Annotated in this window: 16 protein-coding genes and 1 pseudogene; 1 reads left to right on the top strand and 16 read right to left on the bottom strand. The window is 65.1% G+C overall.

Annotated features, from left to right (window positions below):
• Window positions 1–71: 71 nt before the first annotated feature.
• From Pcatena_RS03895 to rpsO, 13 genes and pseudogenes are all read right to left on the bottom strand, one after another.
• Entirely contained in the window at window positions 72–1139 is a 1068-nt protein-coding gene (locus Pcatena_RS03895) for an ATP-binding protein (protein WP_232619901.1), read from the bottom strand.
• Window positions 1140–1208: 69 nt separating this feature from the next.
• Window positions 1209–2765, bottom strand: coding sequence for a ribonuclease Y (gene rny, locus Pcatena_RS03890; protein ID WP_126421794.1), 1557 nt, complete (start codon window positions 2763–2765; stop codon window positions 1209–1211).
• Window positions 2766–3014: 249 nt separating this feature from the next.
• A complete protein-coding gene (locus Pcatena_RS03885) occupies window positions 3015–3614 on the bottom strand; it encodes a regulatory protein RecX (RefSeq protein WP_172596370.1) in 600 nt (199 codons plus the stop codon).
• A 106-nt stretch (window positions 3615–3720) separates the two neighbouring features.
• On the bottom strand, window positions 3721–4812 hold the full coding sequence (recA, locus tag Pcatena_RS03880) for a recombinase RecA (protein WP_126421790.1): 1092 nt from the start codon (window positions 4810–4812) through the stop codon (window positions 3721–3723).
• 191 nt (window positions 4813–5003) lie between these two features.
• Window positions 5004–5489 (bottom strand): CinA family protein, encoded by a 486-nt coding sequence (locus Pcatena_RS08315; RefSeq protein ID WP_232619914.1) that lies wholly within the window; start codon window positions 5487–5489, stop codon window positions 5004–5006.
• Between the two features lie 51 nt (window positions 5490–5540).
• Window positions 5541–6086: pseudogene (gene pgsA / locus Pcatena_RS08310) on the bottom strand (CDP-diacylglycerol--glycerol-3-phosphate 3-phosphatidyltransferase); the annotation flags it as partial.
• 30 nt (window positions 6087–6116) lie between these two features.
• Window positions 6117–7496, bottom strand: coding sequence for a 30S ribosomal protein S12 methylthiotransferase RimO (rimO, locus tag Pcatena_RS03870; RefSeq protein ID WP_126421787.1), 1380 nt, complete (start codon window positions 7494–7496; stop codon window positions 6117–6119).
• A gap of 88 nt (window positions 7497–7584) precedes the next feature.
• Window positions 7585–8082, bottom strand: a complete 498-nt coding sequence (locus tag Pcatena_RS03865; protein ID WP_126421785.1) for a YajQ family cyclic di-GMP-binding protein — start codon at window positions 8080–8082, stop codon at window positions 7585–7587.
• Between the two features lie 49 nt (window positions 8083–8131).
• Window positions 8132–9625 carry a RodZ domain-containing protein gene (locus tag Pcatena_RS03860; protein ID WP_126421783.1) on the bottom strand — a complete coding sequence of 498 codons (1494 nt, stop codon included), beginning with the start codon at window positions 9623–9625 and terminating at the stop codon, window positions 8132–8134.
• Between the two features lie 5 nt (window positions 9626–9630).
• Window positions 9631–12288, bottom strand: coding sequence for an FtsK/SpoIIIE family DNA translocase (locus Pcatena_RS03855; RefSeq protein ID WP_232619900.1), 2658 nt, complete (start codon window positions 12286–12288; stop codon window positions 9631–9633).
• Between the two features lie 4 nt (window positions 12289–12292).
• On the bottom strand, window positions 12293–13951 hold the full coding sequence (locus Pcatena_RS03850; protein WP_126421781.1) for a ribonuclease J: 1659 nt from the start codon (window positions 13949–13951) through the stop codon (window positions 12293–12295).
• A gap of 203 nt (window positions 13952–14154) precedes the next feature.
• Window positions 14155–16389 carry a polyribonucleotide nucleotidyltransferase gene (locus tag Pcatena_RS03845; protein WP_126421779.1) on the bottom strand — a complete coding sequence of 745 codons (2235 nt, stop codon included), beginning with the start codon at window positions 16387–16389 and terminating at the stop codon, window positions 14155–14157.
• A 174-nt stretch (window positions 16390–16563) separates the two neighbouring features.
• Window positions 16564–16842: a 30S ribosomal protein S15 gene (rpsO, locus tag Pcatena_RS03840; RefSeq protein ID WP_126421777.1), complete on the bottom strand. Its 279-nt coding sequence runs from the start codon at window positions 16840–16842 to the stop codon at window positions 16564–16566.
• A gap of 201 nt (window positions 16843–17043) precedes the next feature.
• Between rpsO and Pcatena_RS03835 the strand changes: the two genes are divergently transcribed.
• Window positions 17044–17598: a hypothetical protein gene (locus Pcatena_RS03835; protein ID WP_126421775.1), complete on the top strand. Its 555-nt coding sequence runs from the start codon at window positions 17044–17046 to the stop codon at window positions 17596–17598.
• A 122-nt stretch (window positions 17599–17720) separates the two neighbouring features.
• On the opposite strand, the gene Pcatena_RS03830 is transcribed toward Pcatena_RS03835, so the two are convergent.
• The 3 genes from Pcatena_RS03830 to era form a co-directional block, all read right to left on the bottom strand.
• Window positions 17721–18647, bottom strand: a complete 927-nt coding sequence (locus tag Pcatena_RS03830) for a putative manganese transporter (RefSeq protein WP_126421773.1) — start codon at window positions 18645–18647, stop codon at window positions 17721–17723.
• A gap of 144 nt (window positions 18648–18791) precedes the next feature.
• The gene (recO, locus tag Pcatena_RS03825; RefSeq protein WP_126421771.1) at window positions 18792–19541 is read right to left on the bottom strand and encodes a DNA repair protein RecO; all 750 of its coding nucleotides are present in this window, start codon (window positions 19539–19541) and stop codon (window positions 18792–18794) included.
• Between the two features lie 3 nt (window positions 19542–19544).
• Window positions 19545–20447, bottom strand: a complete 903-nt coding sequence (gene era, locus Pcatena_RS03820) for a GTPase Era (RefSeq protein WP_126421769.1) — start codon at window positions 20445–20447, stop codon at window positions 19545–19547.
• Between the last annotated feature and the right edge of the window lie 7 nt (window positions 20448–20454).

The following is a 20454-nucleotide window of genomic DNA, read 5'->3' as shown; positions in this document are numbered from 1 at the left end:
TATGGTAGTGATGCTGCTGAGTTATATCCTAAGGGGACCGCTGCGCGGACGAGCTGCGCCCGATAGCGGCCCTAGTCTTGCTTCTCGAGGTCAAATGTAACGGTAATCTTGTCACGCGTCACGCTCACGCGAGGTTCGCCGGAAAGACCCACATAGTAGCGCTCCGCAATGAGGTCGAAGGCCCGCTCCATCGTGCGCGAGAACTCGTCGATGTCATCCTGCGCGATCTTGAGGCCGCGACGGTCCTTGGACAGGTCGACCTGCTGGGCCCCAGGCGTACCGCCATGGTGGAGCAGCCTTGCCGCGACGGGACGGAGCGGCTTGATCTGCCCGGCAAGAATGCGGTGCGCCGTGCGCTCAGAGATGGAAAGTCCCAGGTCCTGGGCTATCGTGGAGAGCTCGCGCGCATCCCCGGCAACGGCAGGCCGCTCGATGACCGGGACCTCGGAGGGGTCGTCGACGAAGAGAAGCCTAGACCTATCTGGGCTTTGCTCGACGAGGGCGCGGGCAGTGGACAGGACGTCGGCCGCGGAGCCGAGATAGACCTCGCAGTTCGGCCGCTCCTCAAGCGCGAACTCGCAGCACGTACGAATGATGTTGTGAGGGCCCTTGAGCTGCGTCTGGCCTTCGTCACCACTGCCAACGGAGGGCCACGTGCTCTGGTCCTTTCTCTCGGGAAGCTCCGTGGCGTCCGCCTCAACTCGGATGGAGGAGCCGAGCCCCTTCCCCGAGGCCATGACGCGTGCCATACGCGTGTTCTCCTTGATGGAGAAGAGGGCCATGCCACGACCGTGGACGCCCCAACGGTCCATGTGCACCGTATCGAGCTTTGAGGTCACGCGAGCATCGAAGATTCGCTCGCGCATGGAATCGGGGACGCCGGAACCATCATCGATCATGACGAGGGAGCGAGTATCACCCTCTCGCGTCGTAGCAACGAGTATTCGGCGCGCGCCCGCATCCCTCGAGTTGCGGAGCATCTCGATGACGACGTCCTCGATGCAACGGATGTCATGTTTTGCCTGGCGCCTCTCGGCCTCGCCAACGCGCAGACGAACGAAGCCCTCACCAAGTGACTCCTCGACGCGCACGGCCGTGTCACCAGAGACGGCGGCGACAAAATCGACAAGCGAGGGCACGGCCGGAGCCTTGCCCTCGCCAGATGAGATGTGACTCGTGTTGGACATCGTCAGAAGATGGACGGACCGCTACTTCGCGACATCAACGGCGCGAGACTCGCGAATGACGACGACGCGGACCTGGCCGGGATACTCCATCTCGTCCTCGATCTGCTTGGCAATGTCGTGGGCCAGAACCGTGGCCTCGGCATCGGAGATCTTCTCGGGCTGGACCATGACGTGGAGCTCGCGACCGGCCTGCATGGCGTAGGTGCGCTCGACGCCCTCGTGAGCGTTCGAGATCTCCTCAAGCTTCTGAAGTCGCTTGATGTAGGTCTCGGCGCTCTCGCGACGCGCGCCGGGCCTGGCGGCGGAGATGGCATCGGCGGCCATCACGAGCTGGTCGAGAATCGTGTTGGGCTCAACATCTGCGTGGTGCGCCTCGATGGCGTGGACGATCTCGGGGCGCTCGCCATAGCGACGTGCGAGGTCGGCGCCGATGACGGCATGCGGGCCCTCGACCGTGTGGTCAATGGCCTTGCCGAGGTCATGCAGAAGACCGGCACGCTTGGCGGCCGTGGGATCAAGCCCAAGCTCGGAGGCCATGACGCCGCACAGCTCAGAGACCTGCTTGGAGTGCTGCAGGACGTTCTGGCCAAAAGAGGTGCGATAGCGCAGAGCGCCGAGCGTCTTGATGATCTCGGGGTGAAGGTCGTGGATGCCAGCGTCAAAGGCGGCCTGCTCGCCAGCCTCTTGAACCCGCTGGTTGACGAGAGTCTCGGCCTTCTTGTACATCTCCTCGATGCGGGCCGGGTGAATGCGGCCGTCGGCGATGAGGTTCTCGAGCGCCACGCGGGCCGTCTCGCGACGAACGGGCTCGAAGCTCGAGAGCAGCACCGTCTCGGGGGTATCATCGATGACGAGAGAGACGCCGGAGACCTGCTCGAACGTGCGGATGTTGCGGCCCTCGCGGCCGATGATGCGGCCCTTGAGGTCATCGGAGGGGATGTGAACGGAGGTAACGGTGACCTCGCCGGCCTGGTCAGCGGCGCAGCGCTGGATGGCGGTCGTCACGATCTCTCGAGCCGTCTTGTCAGCCTGGGCACGCGTACGCTGCTCGCTCTCGCGAAGGATCTGGGCCTCCTCACGAACCGTGTCCTTGCGAACGCGGTCGAGAAGCTCCTTGTGGGCCTCGTCCTGAGAGAGGGACGCGATGCGCTCGAGCTCGGTCGTCTGCTTCTTGACGAGGCCATCGAGGTCGCTCTGACGACGGTCGAGCTGGCCCGCCTGACTGGAGAGCTGGTGCTCGCGACGGTCGAGCGCGTCGTTTCGACGGTCGAGGGACTCCTCGCGCTGCATGATACGGCTCTCAAGGGAGTGAAGCTCGCTCTTGCGCTGCTTCTCCTCGGCCTCAGCGGCCTGGCGCTGCTTGAGGATGTCCTCCTTGGCAGCGAGAACGGCCTCCTTCTTGGTGGTCTCGGCCTGACGCTCGGCATCGGCGCAAATCTGCTCGGCCCTCTGCTGAGCCTCGCTCACCTGACGGTTGGCCTCCTGGACCTTGGCCGAGTTCTGGCCATTGACAGCGAAGTGAGAGATGGCGAAACCCGCCACAAGGGCGATGACCGCCGCAACGATAACTGGCAACATGTTGACTCCTAGGATCACAAAACTGCAAGAGATGTTCAGGAGACTGCCGACAAGGGCAGAACCCACCATCCGAGTGACTCCCGGCGTCTATGTGCGTCCAATCGCAGCTAAACGAACAAAAAGAACGTTCGCCATGAGGAACACGGCGGACGAGAGATACCCAAATGGTTATCTCATTTTATGTGTAGAGCCCGCTTGCGTCAACGCGGCACACAGCGGGACAGAAATGCAGCACATCGCGCAGTCCGACTATGAATCGTCATCCCGTGCCAGACGCTCGCTCACAACGTCCTTGGCAACGGAGAGGGAGAAGCCCCTCGACACGAGGAAGCGAACGAGCTTTGGGTAGGCATTCTCCCGAGGCACAGGCTTGCGCTCGATAAGCTCACGCGCCCGTTGCGCGGGACCCTCGTCGCCAAAGAACTCATCTGGCCAACCGGGTACATCCTCAATGGGGACGCCCCTGCGAGAAAGCTCGCGCTCGATGCGCATCGGGCCCCACCCAGCACTGACCTTGGCACGCACGAAGTACTCGGCAAACCTCGCGTCATTCACGACACGCGAGGCAACGCCGCGCCCCACCGCGCGGCACGCGCAGTCCCTCGAGAAGCCCTCGCGAACGAGCCTGTCAGCGGCCTCCTTCTGCGAGTAATCCCTGCGAGACACAAGGTCAACGAGCTTGGACCACGCGCATTCGTCAGAGAGCGTCCTCACCTCGTACAAAAGCTCGGCCCTGCTGCCCGGCTCCGGGCCGTCGGCTCCGTCAAGTCGCCTGGCCACGCAGACGGGGACAAAAATGGGCTCGGAATCAGCCGTCTCTATACATGCCAGGGGCTTTCTCGCCCCCATCGGGGTGGCACCTCGATCGGGGAAGCAGAGCGTCCACGTAAAGCCAGAGGGACCCTCGTGCACACGAGGGTCCCTCGAAGTCTTGTGGCTGGACGCTCCGGCTCTCCTACTCGCCATCGCTCTCAGCGCTCACCGGAGTCGAGGGCTCCACGCCCTCAAGGGGCTCCAGGCCGACGACCTCACGGACGCGAGACTCGATCTCGTCCCTGAGATCGGGGTTCTTGCGCAGGAACTCCTTCGCGGCCTCCCTGCCCTGGCCAAGGCGCTCGCCCTCGTACGTGTACCAGGCGCCGGACTTGTTGACCACCTCGTTGTCGACGCCGAGGTCCAGGATCGAACCCTCCTTGGAGATGCCGGTGCCGTACATGATGTCGAACTCGGCCGTCTTGAAGGGAGGGGCCACCTTGTTCTTGACGACCTTGACGCGCACGCGGCTGCCCACGATGTCGCCGCTCTGCTTGATCGTGTCGATGCGACGAATGTCCATGCGCACCGAAGAGAAGAACTTGAGGGCACGGCCGCCAGGAGTGGTCTCCGGATTGCCGAACATGATGCCGATCTTCTCGCGAAGCTGGTTGATGAAGATGCAGGTGGTGTTGGACTTCGAGAGAGAGCCAGCGAGCTTGCGAAGCGCCTGGCTCATGAGCCTGGCCTGGAGACCCACCGTGGTGTCTCCAATCTCGCCCTCAATCTCCGCACGCGGGACGAGCGCGGCCACGGAGTCGATGACCACCACATCGATGGCTCCGGAGCGAACGAGCATGTCACAGATCTCAAGCGCCTGCTCGCCGGTGTCTGGCTGAGAGATGAGCACCTCGTCGATGTCAACGCCGATGCGAGCGGCATAGCCGGGATCGAGCGCGTGCTCGGCATCGATGAAGGCAACGACGCCACCCATGGCCTGGGCCTCTGCGAGAATCTCGAGCGAGAGCGTGGTCTTGCCCGAGGACTCGGGGCCATAGATCTCCACGATGCGGCCCCTGGGAACGCCACCGATGCCAAGGGCGACATCAAGGGCGAGGGAGCCCGTGGGGATGGCCTCGACGTGAAGGTCAGGCCCGCCCTCGCCATACTTCATGATCGCGCCCTTGCCGAACTTCTTCTCAATCTCGGCAGTCGTGGACTCGATCATCTTCGTGCGTTCCTCGCCCGTGGTAGGCGCGTGAATCTCTCGCGAAACCGCGTTGGACTTAGCCATCTCGTTCCCTTCCATTGCTACCTCCCGACATGATACACGAACAATCGTTCGTGGTCAAACACTTGAGAGGAGCTTAGGACATACGTTGCGAGCAAAACCTGACGGGCATCTAACTGAGGTCTAACACCGCAGCTAGATGCCCGAATTTTAAGCAAAATTGATGAAAGGCGAAACCGCCGAGCGGGCTTTGCCTAGCCGCGAGCGGCAGCCTTGCCGCACATGCTGCGCAGCAGCTCGAGAGCGTGCATCACGGAGCGCAGCCTCACCTCGGAACGATCGCCGGGGAACACGACGGACTCCGTGCGCGTCTCATGCCCATCGCTCACGCCAAACCAGACGAGCCCAACGGGCTTGCCGGGAACGGCCCCGCCAGGTCCAGCAATGCCAGTGACGCTCACGGCCACATCGCACCCGAGCGCCCCACGCGCCCCACGCGCCATCTCGCTCGCGCACTCGGAGGACACGGCGCCAACACGCTCGAGGGTGTCATGCTCGACCCCAAGCAGTGCCTCCTTCACCGAGCACGCATACGAGCCCACAGCGCCCATCACGACGTCCGAGGAACCGGGCACGGCCGTGAGTGACGCCTCCACGAGGCCCCCCGTGCAGCTCTCAGCGGTGCCGACGCTCAGACCAGCCGCGCGAGCCTGATCGAGAACACGGGAAGCAAGCGACACGGCATCGTCCCACGTCGGAGCCGCATCACTCTTGTCTGACGCCTCAGGCTCGTCATCCGAAAGCGCCCCCCAGGACTTCACGAAGTAGTCCACGCCACTCCAGATGGTGAGCACGACGGCAACGACAAGCAGACCATAGGACACGCACATGAGGGCGTAGCTGTCGATGGCCATGGCGAGCAGGGCGCCGCAAATGGAGACCATCGTCGTGGCGGTCTTCCACTTGCCTAGGTTTCCGGCGGCGATGACGACGCCCTTCGTGGCAACGACCATGCGAAGCCCGCTCACGAGAAACTCGCGAGAGACGATGACGAGCAGGGCCCACGACACGGGAGCACCGGTCTCGAGCAGATAGCACAGTGCCACGATGACGACGAGCTTGTCGGCAATCGGGTCGAGGAACTTGCCGAACGTCGTCACCTCGTTGCGGCTGCGCGCGAGGTAGCCGTCAAGCTTGTCGGTGAGCGACAGCAGGCAAAACGCGACGAACACCGCCATGCCGCCGACCCCGACGCCGCCAAGCAGCTGCGCCATGAGCAGCCAGACGGGCACGAAAACGACGCGGACGGACGTGACGATGTTTGCCGGAGTCCACATGCCAGGCGAAGACTTCTTCTCGCTCACGGCCTACGCCTCCTCGTCCGTCACGATCTCACCCTCGAGCTCATAGCAGAACGACTCCGTCAGTCGCACGCGCACGACGTCTCCCACGCACGCCTCGCCCTCGGGAATGTGAACGGCGCCGTCGCAGTCGGGGGCCTGGAACCAGGTGTGGCCGATGAGCTCGGGAGTCTCGCCATCGGTGTCGATGCCGTCGATGATGACGTCGACGACCTCGCCCACGTGCTTGGCCGTGGCGGAGAAGCCAAGCTCCTCGGCGATGTCGATGAGCCCCTGGGCACGCTCGAGCTTCACGTCCTCGTCGATCTGACCGTCCATCTCGGCGCCGCGGGTACCCTCCTCGCGCGAATAGGAGAACACGCTCGTGTAGTCAAACTCCTCCTTCTGGATGAAGTCAAGCAGCTCCTCGTACTCTTCCTCGGTCTCGCCGGGAAAGCCAACGAGGCCCGTCGTGCGAAGCACCATGCCCGGGATCTCGGAGCGGAGGCGCGCGAACAGCTCGGAGAACTCCTCGGCGCTGCCCGAACGGTTCATGCTCTTGAGCACGCGAGCGTTGCAGTGCTGAATGGGGATGTCGATGTAGGGAAGCACCTCGGGCGTGTCACGGATGGCAGCCACGAGCTCGTCGGTCATGCCCTCGGGCTGAAGGTAGAGCACGCGCAGCCAGGCGCCAAAGGGACGCACCACCTTCGCGAGGCGCGTGAGCAGGCTCGCGAGCGTGTCACCCTCCCCCAGGTCCCTGCCCCAGATGCCGGTGTCCTGGCCGATGAGAACGAACTCTCGCACGCCGCTCTTGGCAAGCGCGAGCACCTCGGGCTCGATCTCTGCATAGGGACGGGAGGCGTAGCGACCGCGGATATAGGGAATAGCGCAGAAGGAGCAGAAGCGGTCGCAGCCGTCAGAGATCTTCACGTAGGCGCTTGCGCCCTCAACGGTGCGAAGTGGCTCGGCGAGAGGCCCCGCCGAGGAGCCGACCGCAGCAGGCACCGCGGACTCGCGCCCAAGCACGCCGTCCATGACCGAGACGATGCCGTCCTCAGCATCCGCGCGAACGAACGCGGCGACCTCGGGGAGCTCGGCGGGAAGGTCGTCGCCATAGCGGGAGGGAACGCAGCCGCACATGACGATGGGACGGTTGCGCACGCCCTCGGTGTTTGCCTCGGCGAGCTCGAGCGTGCGCTCGATGCTCTCGGACGTGGCGCTCGCGAGGAACGAGCAGGTGTTGACGATCACGGCGTCAGCCTCTTCTGCCTCGGAGGCCTCCTCGTATCCCGCGCGGAGCAGCAGGCTGCGCATGCGGTCCGTGTCGACCTCGTTCTTGGCGCAGCCGAGCGTGACGAACAGGATGCTCGCAGAGCCCTCGGCCTTCGTTTGCTCGAGTGACATAGGTGGCCTTTCTCGGATTGGCGGTTCTCGGATTGATGAGCGTGCATGGCAAGCCCCGGGCCCGTCTAAGGTCACCCGGGGCGAGAGGTTAGCGGTAGTTGTTGAACTGGAGCGGAATGCCATAGTCCTGGGAGCGCAGGTGAGAGATGACCTGCTGGAGCGCATCCCTGGAGGGACTCGTGACACGGAGCTTGTCATCGTCGATCTGGGCCTTGACCTTGAGCTTGAGGTCTCGGATGTCCTTGGAGATCTTCTTGGCGCACTCCTTGTCGATCCCCTGGACGACGTGGCCGATGACGCGTACCGAGTCACCCGACGCTGCGACGGGCTTGTCCCAACGCACGCTCTTGAGGTCCACCTGGCGCTTGACGAGCCTGCCGTTCAGGATGTCGATGACCTGGTTGGCAACGAACTCGGCAGGCGCGCACACCGTGATGGTGGCATCGGCCTTGGCAAGCTCGATGCTCGAGCCAGAGCCCTTGAGGTCATAGCGCTGGGTGAGCTCGCGAGCCGTTTGCTGGACCGCGTTGTCAACCTCCTGCATGTCAACCGTGGAGACGACGTCGAAGCTCGAGTCCTTGGCCATATCTCGTCCTTTCCGGGCATCGCCCGACTAATGCTGATTGCTGGGAGCCCTACTCGTCCGAATCGTCCTCGTCAGACGAGCTCGAGCTTGACCGCGAGCCCGAGGTTGCGGCCTCGGTCGTGGCGGCGTCTGGGTCCGTCCCCTCGATGGTGAGCGTGGAGGTGCCCGCCGACTTGCCGGAGAAGCTCTGGCGCTCCCCGTTCTTCTCGACGGTCACGACGCTCGGGTCACCCACCCTGATCTCAAGGGACTTCTTGGGTGTGTACTCCTGGGACCACGAGCCCGTGATGGACTCCGCCACCTGCTGCTCTCCGTCGCACGTGATCTCAACCCACGTGGTGGCGCCGTCTGCCACGCTCACGGTGACCTTCGTCTCCTGCGTGGCGGCGGCAGCAGCCGAGGCGGCCTTCTTTGCGGCGGCCTCGGACAGCGCCTGCTGCTCGGCGGCAGACGTCGTGGTGGCAGACGTGGACGCGGCCTCGCTCGTCACGGCGGTGACGACGTTGACCTTGCTGTTGTCCACCTTCGACGAGGCGCAGGAACGAATCGAGAACGTCAGGATGACGACGAGCAGCACGACGAGCAAAGCCGAGATAAGCATGAAGGCTCGCCTGGGATCAGCCATGACGGCATCGAGAATGCCGGCGAGCCCGGAGCGTTGCGGCTCATTCCGACGTCCCCGATTGCGCGGGTCTCGATTGCGGTCTCGGGCGGGAGACTGTCTGCGAACGTTGGGGCGAACCGGCGTTGACATGTTTCTGCTGCCCTCGCGGCCAGCCCGCGTGGACGAGGGCCGATACGGGCGGGCGTCAGAGCCAAAGCGCAGGTCATCCCTGTACTGACCGGAATCCACGCGACGCGTCTGGATGTCATCGCCGTAGCGAGAGCCCTCGCGGCCAGCCCTCGCACGAGAGGATCCCTGGCGAGTGCCGCCGCGACCGCCATCGCGAGCGCGCGAGTACTCGTCTCCATAGGAGTCGCGAGCGCGGCGGGCCCTGCCAGCCTGTTGCTGGCGACGAGCGCGGTCCTCGTAGTCATTGGGGTTTCGCGTGGTGTAGCGTCTGTCAGAGCCGTTGGCATAGGCGCTCGAGTAGCTTGCCCCATACGAACCTCGTGGGTTGTAGGCGCCTTGTCCCGCATAAGAGGACGAGGAGCCGTACGACGGCTGACTCGTGCGCGCGAGGGCAAGGCCCGTCGTCGTCGAGCGCGCCTGGCTCGCGGCCGATGCGGGGCCATCGTGGCCGGGCTCGTCCGAGAGGCGAGCGAGGCCCGTGGGAGCCCTGCCGGTAACGCCGGCAACGTACTCGGCATGCTCGCGCTCGTACAGCTCAGTGATTCGGCGCGGGTCGAGCCCGAGGTAGCGTGCATAGCTCGCCACCATGCCCTGGGCATAGCCCAGTGCTGGCAGATGGTCGAAGTCACCAATCTCAAAGGCCTCAAGCACGCTCTCGCGCATCCTGAGCACGCGGGCCGCCTGAGGGACGGAGAGCCTCAGCTGACGACGCCTGTCTGCGAGAAGCTCGGCGAACTGCGGACGTTGCATGTGGGCTACACCTCCCTAAACGCGGCCTCGGCCGCACGTAGCTCCTCGAGGCCATCGGCATCAAGGAGCACCTCTCTGGGCTTGGACCCCTCGGGCGGGCCGACGACGCCCTTGCGCTCGAGGTTATCCATGATTCTTCCCGCCCTAGCGTACCCCACCTTGAGACGGCGCTGCAGGCCGGACGTGGAACCTAGCTGAGAGTCCACAACCACCTGGGCGGCCTCCCAGACGAGTGGGTCGTCCTCCTCCATGTCCTCGGCCGTCGCGGCGCTGCCTGGCTGGGCGGGAGCCACGGCTGAGAGGATCTCGTCGTGATAGTCGGGCTCACGCTGGTCGCGTATGAAGGAGACCACGCTTTCGATCTCCTCGTCACTCGCATAGGCGCCCAGGACGCGGCGCAGCACGCCGCCGGCCTTGCGGAAGAGCATGTCTCCCCTGCCCATGAGGCGCTCGGCACCCGTTTGGTCCAGGATGACGCGCGAGTCAATGGAAGAGGAGACCTTGAGCGCCACGCGCGTGTCGACGTTGGACTTGATGAGGCCCGTCACGACGTCGGCGGAGGGGCGCTGCGTGGCAAGGACGAGGTGGATGCCCGCAGCGCGCGCGAGCTGGGCGATGCGCACGATCGAGGCCTCTACGTCCTTTCCGGCAACCATCATGAGGTCACTGAGCTCGTCGATCACGATGACGAGGTAAGGCATGGGCTTGGGCGGGTTCTCCATGTCGGCGAACTTACCGTCCTCGACCATCTTGTTGTAGACCTTGACGTCACGCGCGCCGGCGCGTTCGAACACCTTAAGGCGGCGGTCCATCTCGGTGACGGCCCACTGCAGGGCGCTCGCTGCCTGTCGAGGCTCCGTCACAACGGGCACGTACAGGTGCGGAAGCCCGGCATAGCAGGAGAACTCGACGCGCTTGGGATCCACGAGGATGAGGCGGACCTGCTCGGGGGTCGTGCGCATGATGAGCGACATGATGATGGCGTTGATGAGCACGGACTTGCCCGAGCCCGTGGTGCCCGCCACGAGCATGTGGGGCATGCGCGCGAGGTCGGCCACCACCGGAGAGCCCTCGGAGTCACGGCCGATGGCAAACTCGAGAGGACCTCCCTGAGCATAGGGCAGGACGTCTCCCAGGCACACGTTCTGGCGCCGCTTGTTGGGAATCTCGATGCCCACGAGAGACGTGCCGGGAATCGGCGCGAAGATGCGGACCGACTCGGAGGCCAGCGAGAGCTGGATGTCATCCTGCAGGTTCGTGATCTTGTTGACGCGCTCGCCCTCGCCCATCTCGATCTTGAACGTCGTGACGAGAGGTCCGGCCGTCCAGCCGGAGACACGGCTCGTGAGGCCAAACTCCTCGAGCGTGGCCTGAAGTCGCTGGGCCGTGCGGTCAAGCTCAGAGTCGGAGCTCGCAGAGCTTGCCGAGTTGGGGTTGCTGCTGAGCAACGACAGCGGCGGCAGCGTAAAGTCATCCGAGTCGTCACCGGGACGCACGGGGGCATCGGGGGCAGCCTTCTGCTTGGCTCGAGACCCGCGACCGGGTCGCGGCTTTGCCGGCTGCTCCGGCGCCGCGCCCTCCTTCTTTGCGGCCGCCGCAAGCAGAAAGTCGGGGACGGCGGTTTGCTGCTCGGGGTGCTTCGACCCGGTCACCGACGAATCGGCAGACTCATTCGAAGCTACGGTCGCTTCTTTCGAAGACGCCGCCTGGGCCACGGGAGGCTCGAACGGCGTGTCCCACAGCGCGGGATTCGTGTCGGCCGCGGCCAGGGTTGCCTCGGCGTCAAACGTCTGGGTGGCCTCGGAAGAGGCGGCCTCCTCCTTCTTGTGGCGCCTGCGCCCAAGCAGCGTCGTCTTGGGCTGTGGCTCGTCCTTCTCGGCCATGCCATCGAGCTCTCGCGTGCCCGTGGCGTGGTCCATGCGCGTGGTCTTGGCGCCACGTCGAAGGACGCTCGTCTTCCTCGAGCCGATGAAGCTCGTCTCGGGCTCGTCCATGACGGCAGTCTCGGGCTCGCTAACCTCGGGCTCGTCCCACGCAGCGGCCTCGACGGCCTCGCGAGCCTCGCGCCTGCGCGTGCTGTGCGTCTCATGGGCGGCGGCGATGTGCTCGGCCGCAACGCCAAGGGAGTTGCGGATGCGCAGCACGAGGTTGGAGATTGAGAAGCCACAGACAACGATTCCGCAGACGGCCATGCCAACGAGCAGCACCATTCCCACGAGCTGACCCACGTAGGTGAGCAGAAGCCAAGCGACGCCAGACCCCACATAGCCGCCATAGGAGGAGGCAACATCGGCCTCGAGCACGAGGGCGGGCTGGGCATCAGAACCCGGCACGAGGATGGAGAGCATCGACAGCGCGGACAGCACCACGAGGGCAAGGCCCACCGCGACCCTCGCGACGAGCGAGGAGTCCGTGGGCAGAAACATCGTGACGGCAAACAGAATGAGCGCGAAGGGCACGAGCATCGCGCCCTCGCCAAAGCCGAGCCTTAGCCCCTCGGCCATCGCATGAGTCACGATGGCCGAAGAGGGCGAGACGAGAGAGACGATCATGGCCATCGCCACGACGATGATACCGACGCCGATGAGGTCGTTGGCGATGCCAGACCCCGCGGCGGCAGCGGGCTTCTTCCTTTGTGCGTTTGAGCTGCGTTTGGCTGGCACGAGGCTAGACCTCCATGACGACCGGGATGATCATCGGGCGCGTGCGAGTCTTGGACCACAGGTAATTGGACAGCGAGTTGCGGACGGCCTTGCGCAGGACGTCAACCGAGGGGCTGCCCTGGTTGTTCTTGTCGATGGCCGTGCGGCAGGTGTCCTCGATGCCCGCGAGCAGCTCATCGTCGCTGGCAAACGACACGCCACGGCTCGAGACGTCGACGTCGGCCACCTTGTGGGAGCGACTCCTGAGCGTCACGACGCACGTGACGATGCCGTCCTGTGAGAGCTTCTGGCGGTCGCGCAGGACGACCGGGTCGGTGTCGCCGATGCGCAGGCCGTCAACGTAGATGATGCCGGAGTCGTAGCTCGGGCCGAGCGAGACTTTGCCGCCACGCATCTGGAGCGAGTCTCCGTTGTCGAGGATGAAGATGTGGTCGCGCGGGATGCCCATGCCCTCGGCGAGCTTGGCGTGCGCGCGCAGGTGCACGGCCTCACCGTGAACGGGCATGAAGTTCCTCGGGTGCACCATGGCCAGCATCAGCTTGAGCTCCTCCTGGCGAGCATGGCCGGAGACGTGAACCGTGGCGTTGGTCTTGTCATAGACCTCGCAGCCGATCTTGGAGAGCGAGTTGATGATGCCCTGGACGCTCTTCTCGTTGCCCGGGACCGGGGTGGCGGAGATGATGACCGTGTCGCCCTCGCAGATGGAGAGGCTCTTGTGCTCGCCGTTTGCCATGCGGGCGAGCGCGGAGAGCGGCTCGCCCTGGCTGCCGGTGCACAGCACGACGATCTTGTCCTCGGGGATGTCGTTGATCTCGAACGCGTCAACGATGTCCTCGTCGGCGATCTTGAGATAGCCGAGCTCGCGGGCGATCTTGGTGTTGGTAACCATGGAGCGGCCCGTCACGACGACCTTGCGGCCCACTGCCGTGGCGGCGTCGCACACCTGCTGCAGGCGGTGGATGTGGCTCGAGAAGCTGGCGACGAACACGCGACCCGGGGCATTCTTGATGATGTGACGGAGTGACGCGCCCACGGTGGCCTCGCTCGGCGTAAAGCCGGGGAAGTTGGCGTTCGTGGAGTCGGAGAGCATGAGGTCCACGCCCTGCTTGCCAAAGCGGTTGATGGCGTTGTAGTTGGGGCGCACGCCGTCAATGGGCGTCTGGTCGAGCTTGAAGTCGCCGGTGTGCAGCACCGTGCCGGCCGGCGTCTTGAGAAAGATTCCCAAAGCACCGGGGATGGAGTGCGTCATGGAGAAGAACTGCAGCGAGAAGCAGCCGAGGTTGACGCTTGAGCCATCCGTGACCTCGCGGAACTTGGGGCTCTTGATGTTGTGCTCGGCAAGCTTGCCCTCGATCATGCCGAGGGTGAGCTTGCTCGAGAAGATCGGCACCTTGTGCGTGAGGTCCATGAGCAGGTACGGCAGCGCTCCGGTGTGGTCCTCGTGGCCGTGCGTGATGACGATGCCGCGGAGCTTCTCCTCGTTCTCGAGCACATAGGTGTAGTCGGGAAGCACGAGGTCGATGCCGGGCTGGTCGTCATCGGGAAACATGAGGCCAGCATCGACGAGCACCATGTCGTCTCCGCACTCGAAGGCGGTCATGTTCTTGCCGATGCCGTCCAGACCACCCAGCGGGATGATCCTCAGGGTCGGGGTCTTAGCCATGTGTGGTGTATTCCTCCTTGATTGAGTCCTGCAGGTCAAGCGGGCAAGCCCGCGTCTGATTGGGTTGGTGGCGCGCACAAAAGCCTGCACGAGCGTGCATGGCTCGCGCGCGACTCTTCATTATGCAACAAGGGGAGGGCCCCGTGGAGCCCTCCCCCATGCGTTCTATCTAAATCCCATGCCTTGTGGCACGCGCGAGGATCCTAGCCCTCGTGGTGACGACGCGGGGCGCGGCCAGAGCCGACGTTGCCGTTGTCGCCGGGGTGACGACGGGGCTTGCGCTCGCCACGACGCTCGCCGCGCGGCTCATGGTGGTCACCGTGGCCGCCCTTGGAGCCGCCGGGAACCTCGGGCTTGTCGAGACGATCGAGGCTGATCTTGCCCTTCTCGTCGACCTCGAGGACCTTGACCTTGACCTCGTCGCCGATGGCCAGGACGTCCTCGACCTTGTCGACGCGACCCTGGGCGACGCGGCTGATGTGGAGCAGGCCGTCCTTGCCGGGCAGGAGCTCGACGAAGGCGCCGAAGGGCTGGATGCCCACGACGCGGCCGGTGTACTCCTCGCCCACCTCAGGGACCTTCACGATGGCCTTGATGCGAGCGGCGGCGTCCTGTGCGGCGCCGTCCGTGCCGGCGATGAAGACGTTGCCGTCCTCCTGGATGTCGATCGTGGCGCCCGTGTCGTCCTGGATGCCGCGGATGACCTTGCCGCCACTGCCGATGACGTCGCGGATCTTGTCCGTGGGGATCTGGATCGTGATGATCTGGGGAGCCGTGTCCTTGGGGGTCTCACGCGGCGCGGGGATGGCGTCGAGCATCGTCTTGAGGATGAACGCGCGACCCTCGTGGGCCTGGTGAAGCGCCTGGGAGAGGATCTCGGGCGTGAGGCCGGTGGCCTTGTTGTCCATCTGCATGGCGGTGATGCCGCGCTCGGTGCCCGTCACCTTGAAGTCCATGTCGCCGAGGAAGTCCTCGAGGCCCTGGATGTCGGACAGGACGACGGTCTTGCCCTCCTCCTGGATGAGGCCCATGGCGATGCCGGAGACGGGACGCTTGAGCGGCACGCCGGCGTCCATGAGGGCGAGCGTGGAGCCGCAGGTGGAAGCCATGGAAGAGGAGCCGTTGGACTCCATGACCTCGGAGACCACGCGAATCGTGTAGGGGAACTCCTCCTCGGAGGGGATCACGGGAAGCAGCGCGCGCTCGGCGAGGTTGCCGTGGCCGATCTCGCGGCGCTTGGGCGAGCCCATGCGACCCGTCTCGCCGGTGCAGTACGGCGGGAAGTTGTAGTGGTGGATGTAGCGCTTGCCATCGACCGGCTCGATGGTGTCGAGGCGCTGCCACTCGTTGAGCATGCCGAGCGTGCAGACGGACAGCACCTGGGTCTGGCCGCGCTGGAAGAGGCCGGAGCCGTGGACGAGCGGCAGGTAGTCGGGCTTGACCATGAGCGGGCGGATCTCGTCGGCCGCACGGCCGTCAACGCGCTCGCCGGTCTCGACGACCATGCAGCGCATGGCGTGCTTCTCGAGGCTCTTGAGCTCCACGGGGATCTCGCGGCTGTAGAGGGCCTGCTCCTCCTCGGTGAACTCGGCCTTGATGGCGGCCTTGAGCAGCTCGACCTTGCCGATGCGGGAGAGCTTGTCGGCGTCCTTGAGCGCGGCGCTCATCTCGTCGTAGTGGGCGAAGACCTTGTCGTGGACGTAGGGCACCGGCTCGTCGTAGACGTACTCGCGCTGCTGAATCGGGCCGTTGACCTGCTCGAACTTCTCGAAGAACTTCTTCTGCTCCTCGCAGAAGGCGGCGATGGCCTCCTGGCCAAACGCCATGGCGGCGAGCATGTCCTCCTCGGAGATCTCGTCAGCGGAGGCCTCGAGCATGGAGATGAACGAGTCGGAGCCGGCGAGCTCGAGGTCGAGGTCAGAGGCGTCGCGCTCGTCATAGGTCGGGTTAACGATGAACTCGCCCGTCTCGGGGTTGCGGCCGATGCGCACGCAGGCCAGCGGGCCCTCGAAGGGCACGCCACCCACGGTGAAGGCGGCGGAGGCGGCCATGACGCACATCGTGTCCACGGGGTTCACCTGGTCGGCGACGAGCGAGGTGGCAACGACCTGGACCTCGTTGCGGAAGCCGGCCGGGAAGCTCGGGCGCAGCGGACGGTCGATCATGCGAGCCGTGAGGGTGGCCTTCTCGGACGGACGGGCCTCACGCTTGAGGTAGCCGCCGGGGATACGGCCCACGGCGTACATCTTCTCGATGAAGTCGACCGTCAGCGGGAAGAAGTCGTAATCCTTGCGCTCCTTCGAGACGACCGCAGTGACGAGCACCGTGGAGTCGCCCTGCTTGACGAGCACGGCGCCGGTGGCCTGCTTGGCCAGCTCGCCGGTCTCGAGCACATAGTGCTTGCCGTAGAGGTCGAACTCGTGTGTAACCTTTGCCATTTCTTTCCCTTATCTCCGCCTGCCACGTCGCAGGCGGGCCGTCTGCGGGCCCCAGGCGCGGGATGCTCCCCCGCCCGCTTGGTCTGGCCCGGGGATTCCGGGCAAGCCCGCTGTGCCCAGACCCTTGGGCACGCGATACGAAAAGGGGCGCCAGAAGGCGCCCCGTAGGTCCACTTACTGGATGTTGTCGCGAATGCCGAGCTTGGCGATGAGCTCACGGTACTCGTTGATGTCGTTGCCCTTGATGTAGGAGAGCAGGCGACGACGCTTGCCGACGAGCATGAGGAGGCCACGGCGGGTGTGGAAGTCCTTCTTGTGGGACTTCATGTGCTCGGTGAGCTCCTTGATGCGGTCGGTGAGGATGGCGACCTGAACGGCGGCAGAGCCGGAATCGTGCTCGTTCTTGCCGTAGGTCTTGATGAGCTCGGCCTTGCGCTCCTTGGAGATGGTCATGATGACACCTTTCTTCTCTGTTCGCCCCAGACTGGGAGTGCCGCTGGTGTGGGCGCGCCTCCAAGTGAGGGGTACTGACAAACCTGTAAGAGATTAGCACAATGCGTCCGGACCAGCGGCCTCGTCACAAGACCGCCACGAGAGCACACGAAGGCGGCCGCCTCACTGGCGCCACGCCCGGCATGGGCAATAATACGTCACATGAGTGATGCGAGAAACATACGACCGCTTCCCAAGACCATGGCCCTCATCGAGTATGGCGACAGGACGAGCGCGCTGCCCGGCCTGCTGCTCGACGACTTCGAAGACGCGCTTGGGGCCTACGCACGCATCGGTGGCGTGCCCTCGCCCAGGCGAGCCCTTGCCAGTAGACATGCGGACGCACTCGTCATCGCCACCCACGCACGGGATATGCGCGAGGCTCGCTACACGGCCATCGCGCCCGGCGCACTCGTCTATGCGCTCATCGCGTGCGACGCGTGCGAGACCAGTGAGGCTCGCCAGGCGCTCGAGAGCCTTGAGGATAGGCTTGATCGCACCCATGCCACCCTCGCGGGCTGCGCGCTCATCCCACTCGCCGAGACGCTCGAGACGCGCATGAGGGGCCCGCGCATGGGGCATGCCCGCAGAAACGTCTCAGAGGCAACCGACGAGCTCGTGCTCGCGCTTCGCTGCGCAGACGAGGCCGGCATCATAGACGTGCGCCCACCCTGGCCGCGCGCACTCTGTCATCTCTTGGCCTCGCGCCGGAGATAACCAAGAGCTTCAGCTGGCCAAAAGCCTCGTCGAGCAGGACGATCACAACCTCGAAGCCGCAATCTGGAGCAACTGCGAGCTCACGATAAACGGGGCCAGCTCGCTCGACGTCTCAAGCGCGCTCAGAGCCCCAGCCCCAGCATGACGAGGCCGACGCACACGCCGAGCACGTAGACGATGCCCACGATCGCGGCGTTCTCGCGCATGTTGCCGTTCATGCGGAACAAAACGAGGTAGCCGGCGCCACCTGCCACAAGCGTGCCGGCGATCATGGGGGCAAAGCCGAGGACGCCGTCGATGTAGAGCTGGGTAAGCACGACCGAGGCAGCACAGTTGGGAACAAGCCCGACAAGGCCCGAGACGAGCGTGGCCACGACCGCGTTGCCAGACAGGAACGAGGCGAGGGCATCCTCCCCCACCAAGGCGATGAGCGCATTCAGCAACACGGACACCACAAAGATGAAGACGATGACCTGAAACGTGCGATAGGCAGAGTTGACGACCACCCACCAGGCAGTCTGCCCACGGGTAAGTGGCTCGCCGCAGCCGCAGTCGCAAGAGTAGGCGCTCGGGTCAAACTCGGCGTCCTCGTCCTGCCCCTCGCCCGCGTCGGACTCGTCAACGCCAGCAAGGGACGTGCGGCCAAGAACCAGACGCAGGACAAGGTCAGTGGCAAAGCCGAGAATGACGCCGAGCACGGCCTTGGTCACGAGGATGCGGGCGAGCAGCCCCACCTCAACGTGCTCGGCCAAGAGCAGGGGAAGCATCTCGTCAGACGTCGAGAGGATGACGGCCACGAACGTGCCGAGCGAGACGATGCGGTCCGCATACAGCGACGCCCCCATGGCCGAGAAGCCGCACTGGGGAACGACGCCGAGCACGCCGCCGATGAGCGGACCGGCATGCCCCGCCCTCTGGATGGCGGCCGTGGTCTTGTCCGAGGCGAACAGGTCGAGAAGGCTGATGACGACATAGGTAGCGAACAGGAACGGGATGAGCTCCGCCGTGTCCTTCAGGGCGTCGATGACGACGTCGAGCACAAACTCCATGAAAACGCACTCCAAGCAATCAATCGTGTTCAACGGCAGTGGATGATAGCCGCGAGAACGTCTGAATGACTGCTCACATCCTCAGCGTGGAGACGGCTCCACAGACCAGGGACGCGGCAATGGCGCCAAGGCCGATCGTCGCCGCTAGAGGCTCAGCGCGAACTCGAACGCGCGCAGACGCGCGTCAAGGTGCGTCGCGGCCCAGGTGTGAGCCATCGCAAGCAGAAGCGCCGCCGTCGGCGCATCGACGGGCGCCGCGAGAAGCTCGTCGAACGTGAGCCCCACGAGGCACTCGACCCACGAGAGCGTCGCCGCATCGACGGGCTCGGCGCCCTCGACCTCACGCGAGCAGCTCTCGCACAGGCCCCCTCCGGCAAGGGCGGAGAAGCGCGTGACGCTCGGCTCGCCGCAGGCGACGCACGAGTCGACGACGGGGCGCCAACCCTCGTGGGAGAGGACCTTGAACGCGTAGGCGGCAACGACGACGTCGAGGTGGGGTTGGTCGACCGCCTGTTCGCAGGCGAGCAGGGCGCGCGAGCAGATCGGGCGCAGAAACGAGTCCGGGGCATCGGCAAAGCTCGTGAGCCTCGCCACCTCGCACACGACGCTCGCGGCGCTCACGCGCGCGAGGTCGCCCCTGAGCGAGGCGTGCGCGCAGTTGAGCTGTGCCTCGGCGACGACGTCCAGGTTTCTGCCCACTGCCAGCAGAAGGTCGTCCTCGCAAAAGAGCTGCACGCGAGCCGCCAGCTTGCCGCCGGGCTTTCTCGCGCCCTTCGCCACGGCGCGTCCCTGGCTGCCATCGGCCTCAAGGAGCGTGAGGATGAGGTCGCTCTCCCCCAGCTTCGTGCGGTCGATGACTATGGCCGAGGTATGGCGTGTGCGTCCGCGTGCCATGGCCTACTCGGTTGCCTCGTAGCCAAGGCGACGGATCTCGTTCTGGTCACGGCGCCACTGCGGGCGAACCTGGACGCGCAGCTCGAGATAGACCTTGGCACCGAGGAGCCGCTCGATGTCGGCGCGCGCGGCCACGCCGATCTTCTTGACCATGGAGCCGCCCTTGCCCACGATGATGCCCTTCTGACCCTCGCGCTCGACGAAGATCGTGGCGCTCACGCTGGCGTGGCCATCCTTCTTCCACACGATGTCGTTGCAGACGACGGCTACGGAGTGGGGAACCTCGTCACGGCAGTTGAGCAGGACCTTCTCGCGCACGAACTCCGCCACGAGGTCCTCCTCGGTGGCGTCGGAGTCCATGTCGTCGGGGAACCACTTGGGGCCCTCGGGGAGCTTCTCGCTCACGAGGGCGAGGAAGGCGTCGACGTTGAAGCCCTCCGTGGCGCTCGTGACGATGACGTCGTCGAAGTGGGCGAGCTTGCTCGCGGCCTCGAGCTGGGCCTGCATCTGGTCTGGCTTGGCGATGTCGGCCTTCGTGAGCACGAGGATCTTGGGCGCATGCGCCTTGTCGACGTGGGCACCCACCCACTCGTCACCGGTGCCCACGGGCTTGGTGGCGTCCACGAGCATGGCCACGACGTCGACGTCGGAGAGCTCTCCGAGGGCGGCGCGGTTGAGCTCCTTGCCCAGGGCGTCCTTGGGCTTGTGAAGGCCTGGGGTGTCCACGATGACGATCTGGCTCGTGGGCGTGTTCACGACGGCGCGCAGGCGCTTGCGCGTGGTCTGGGCCACGGGGCTCGTGATGGCGATGCGCTGGCCGCACGCGGCGTTGAGCAGCGTCGACTTGCCGGCGTTGGGACGGCCCACGAGGGCCACGAAACCACTCTTGAACGGGGTGTCAGTCATATCTGTC

This window comes from Parolsenella catena (assembly GCF_003966955.1).
Lineage (GTDB): Bacteria > Actinomycetota > Coriobacteriia > Coriobacteriales > Atopobiaceae > Parolsenella > Parolsenella catena.
Note: the sequence above shows the minus strand (reverse complement) of the source record. Positions and strands in the feature narration are given on the sequence as shown.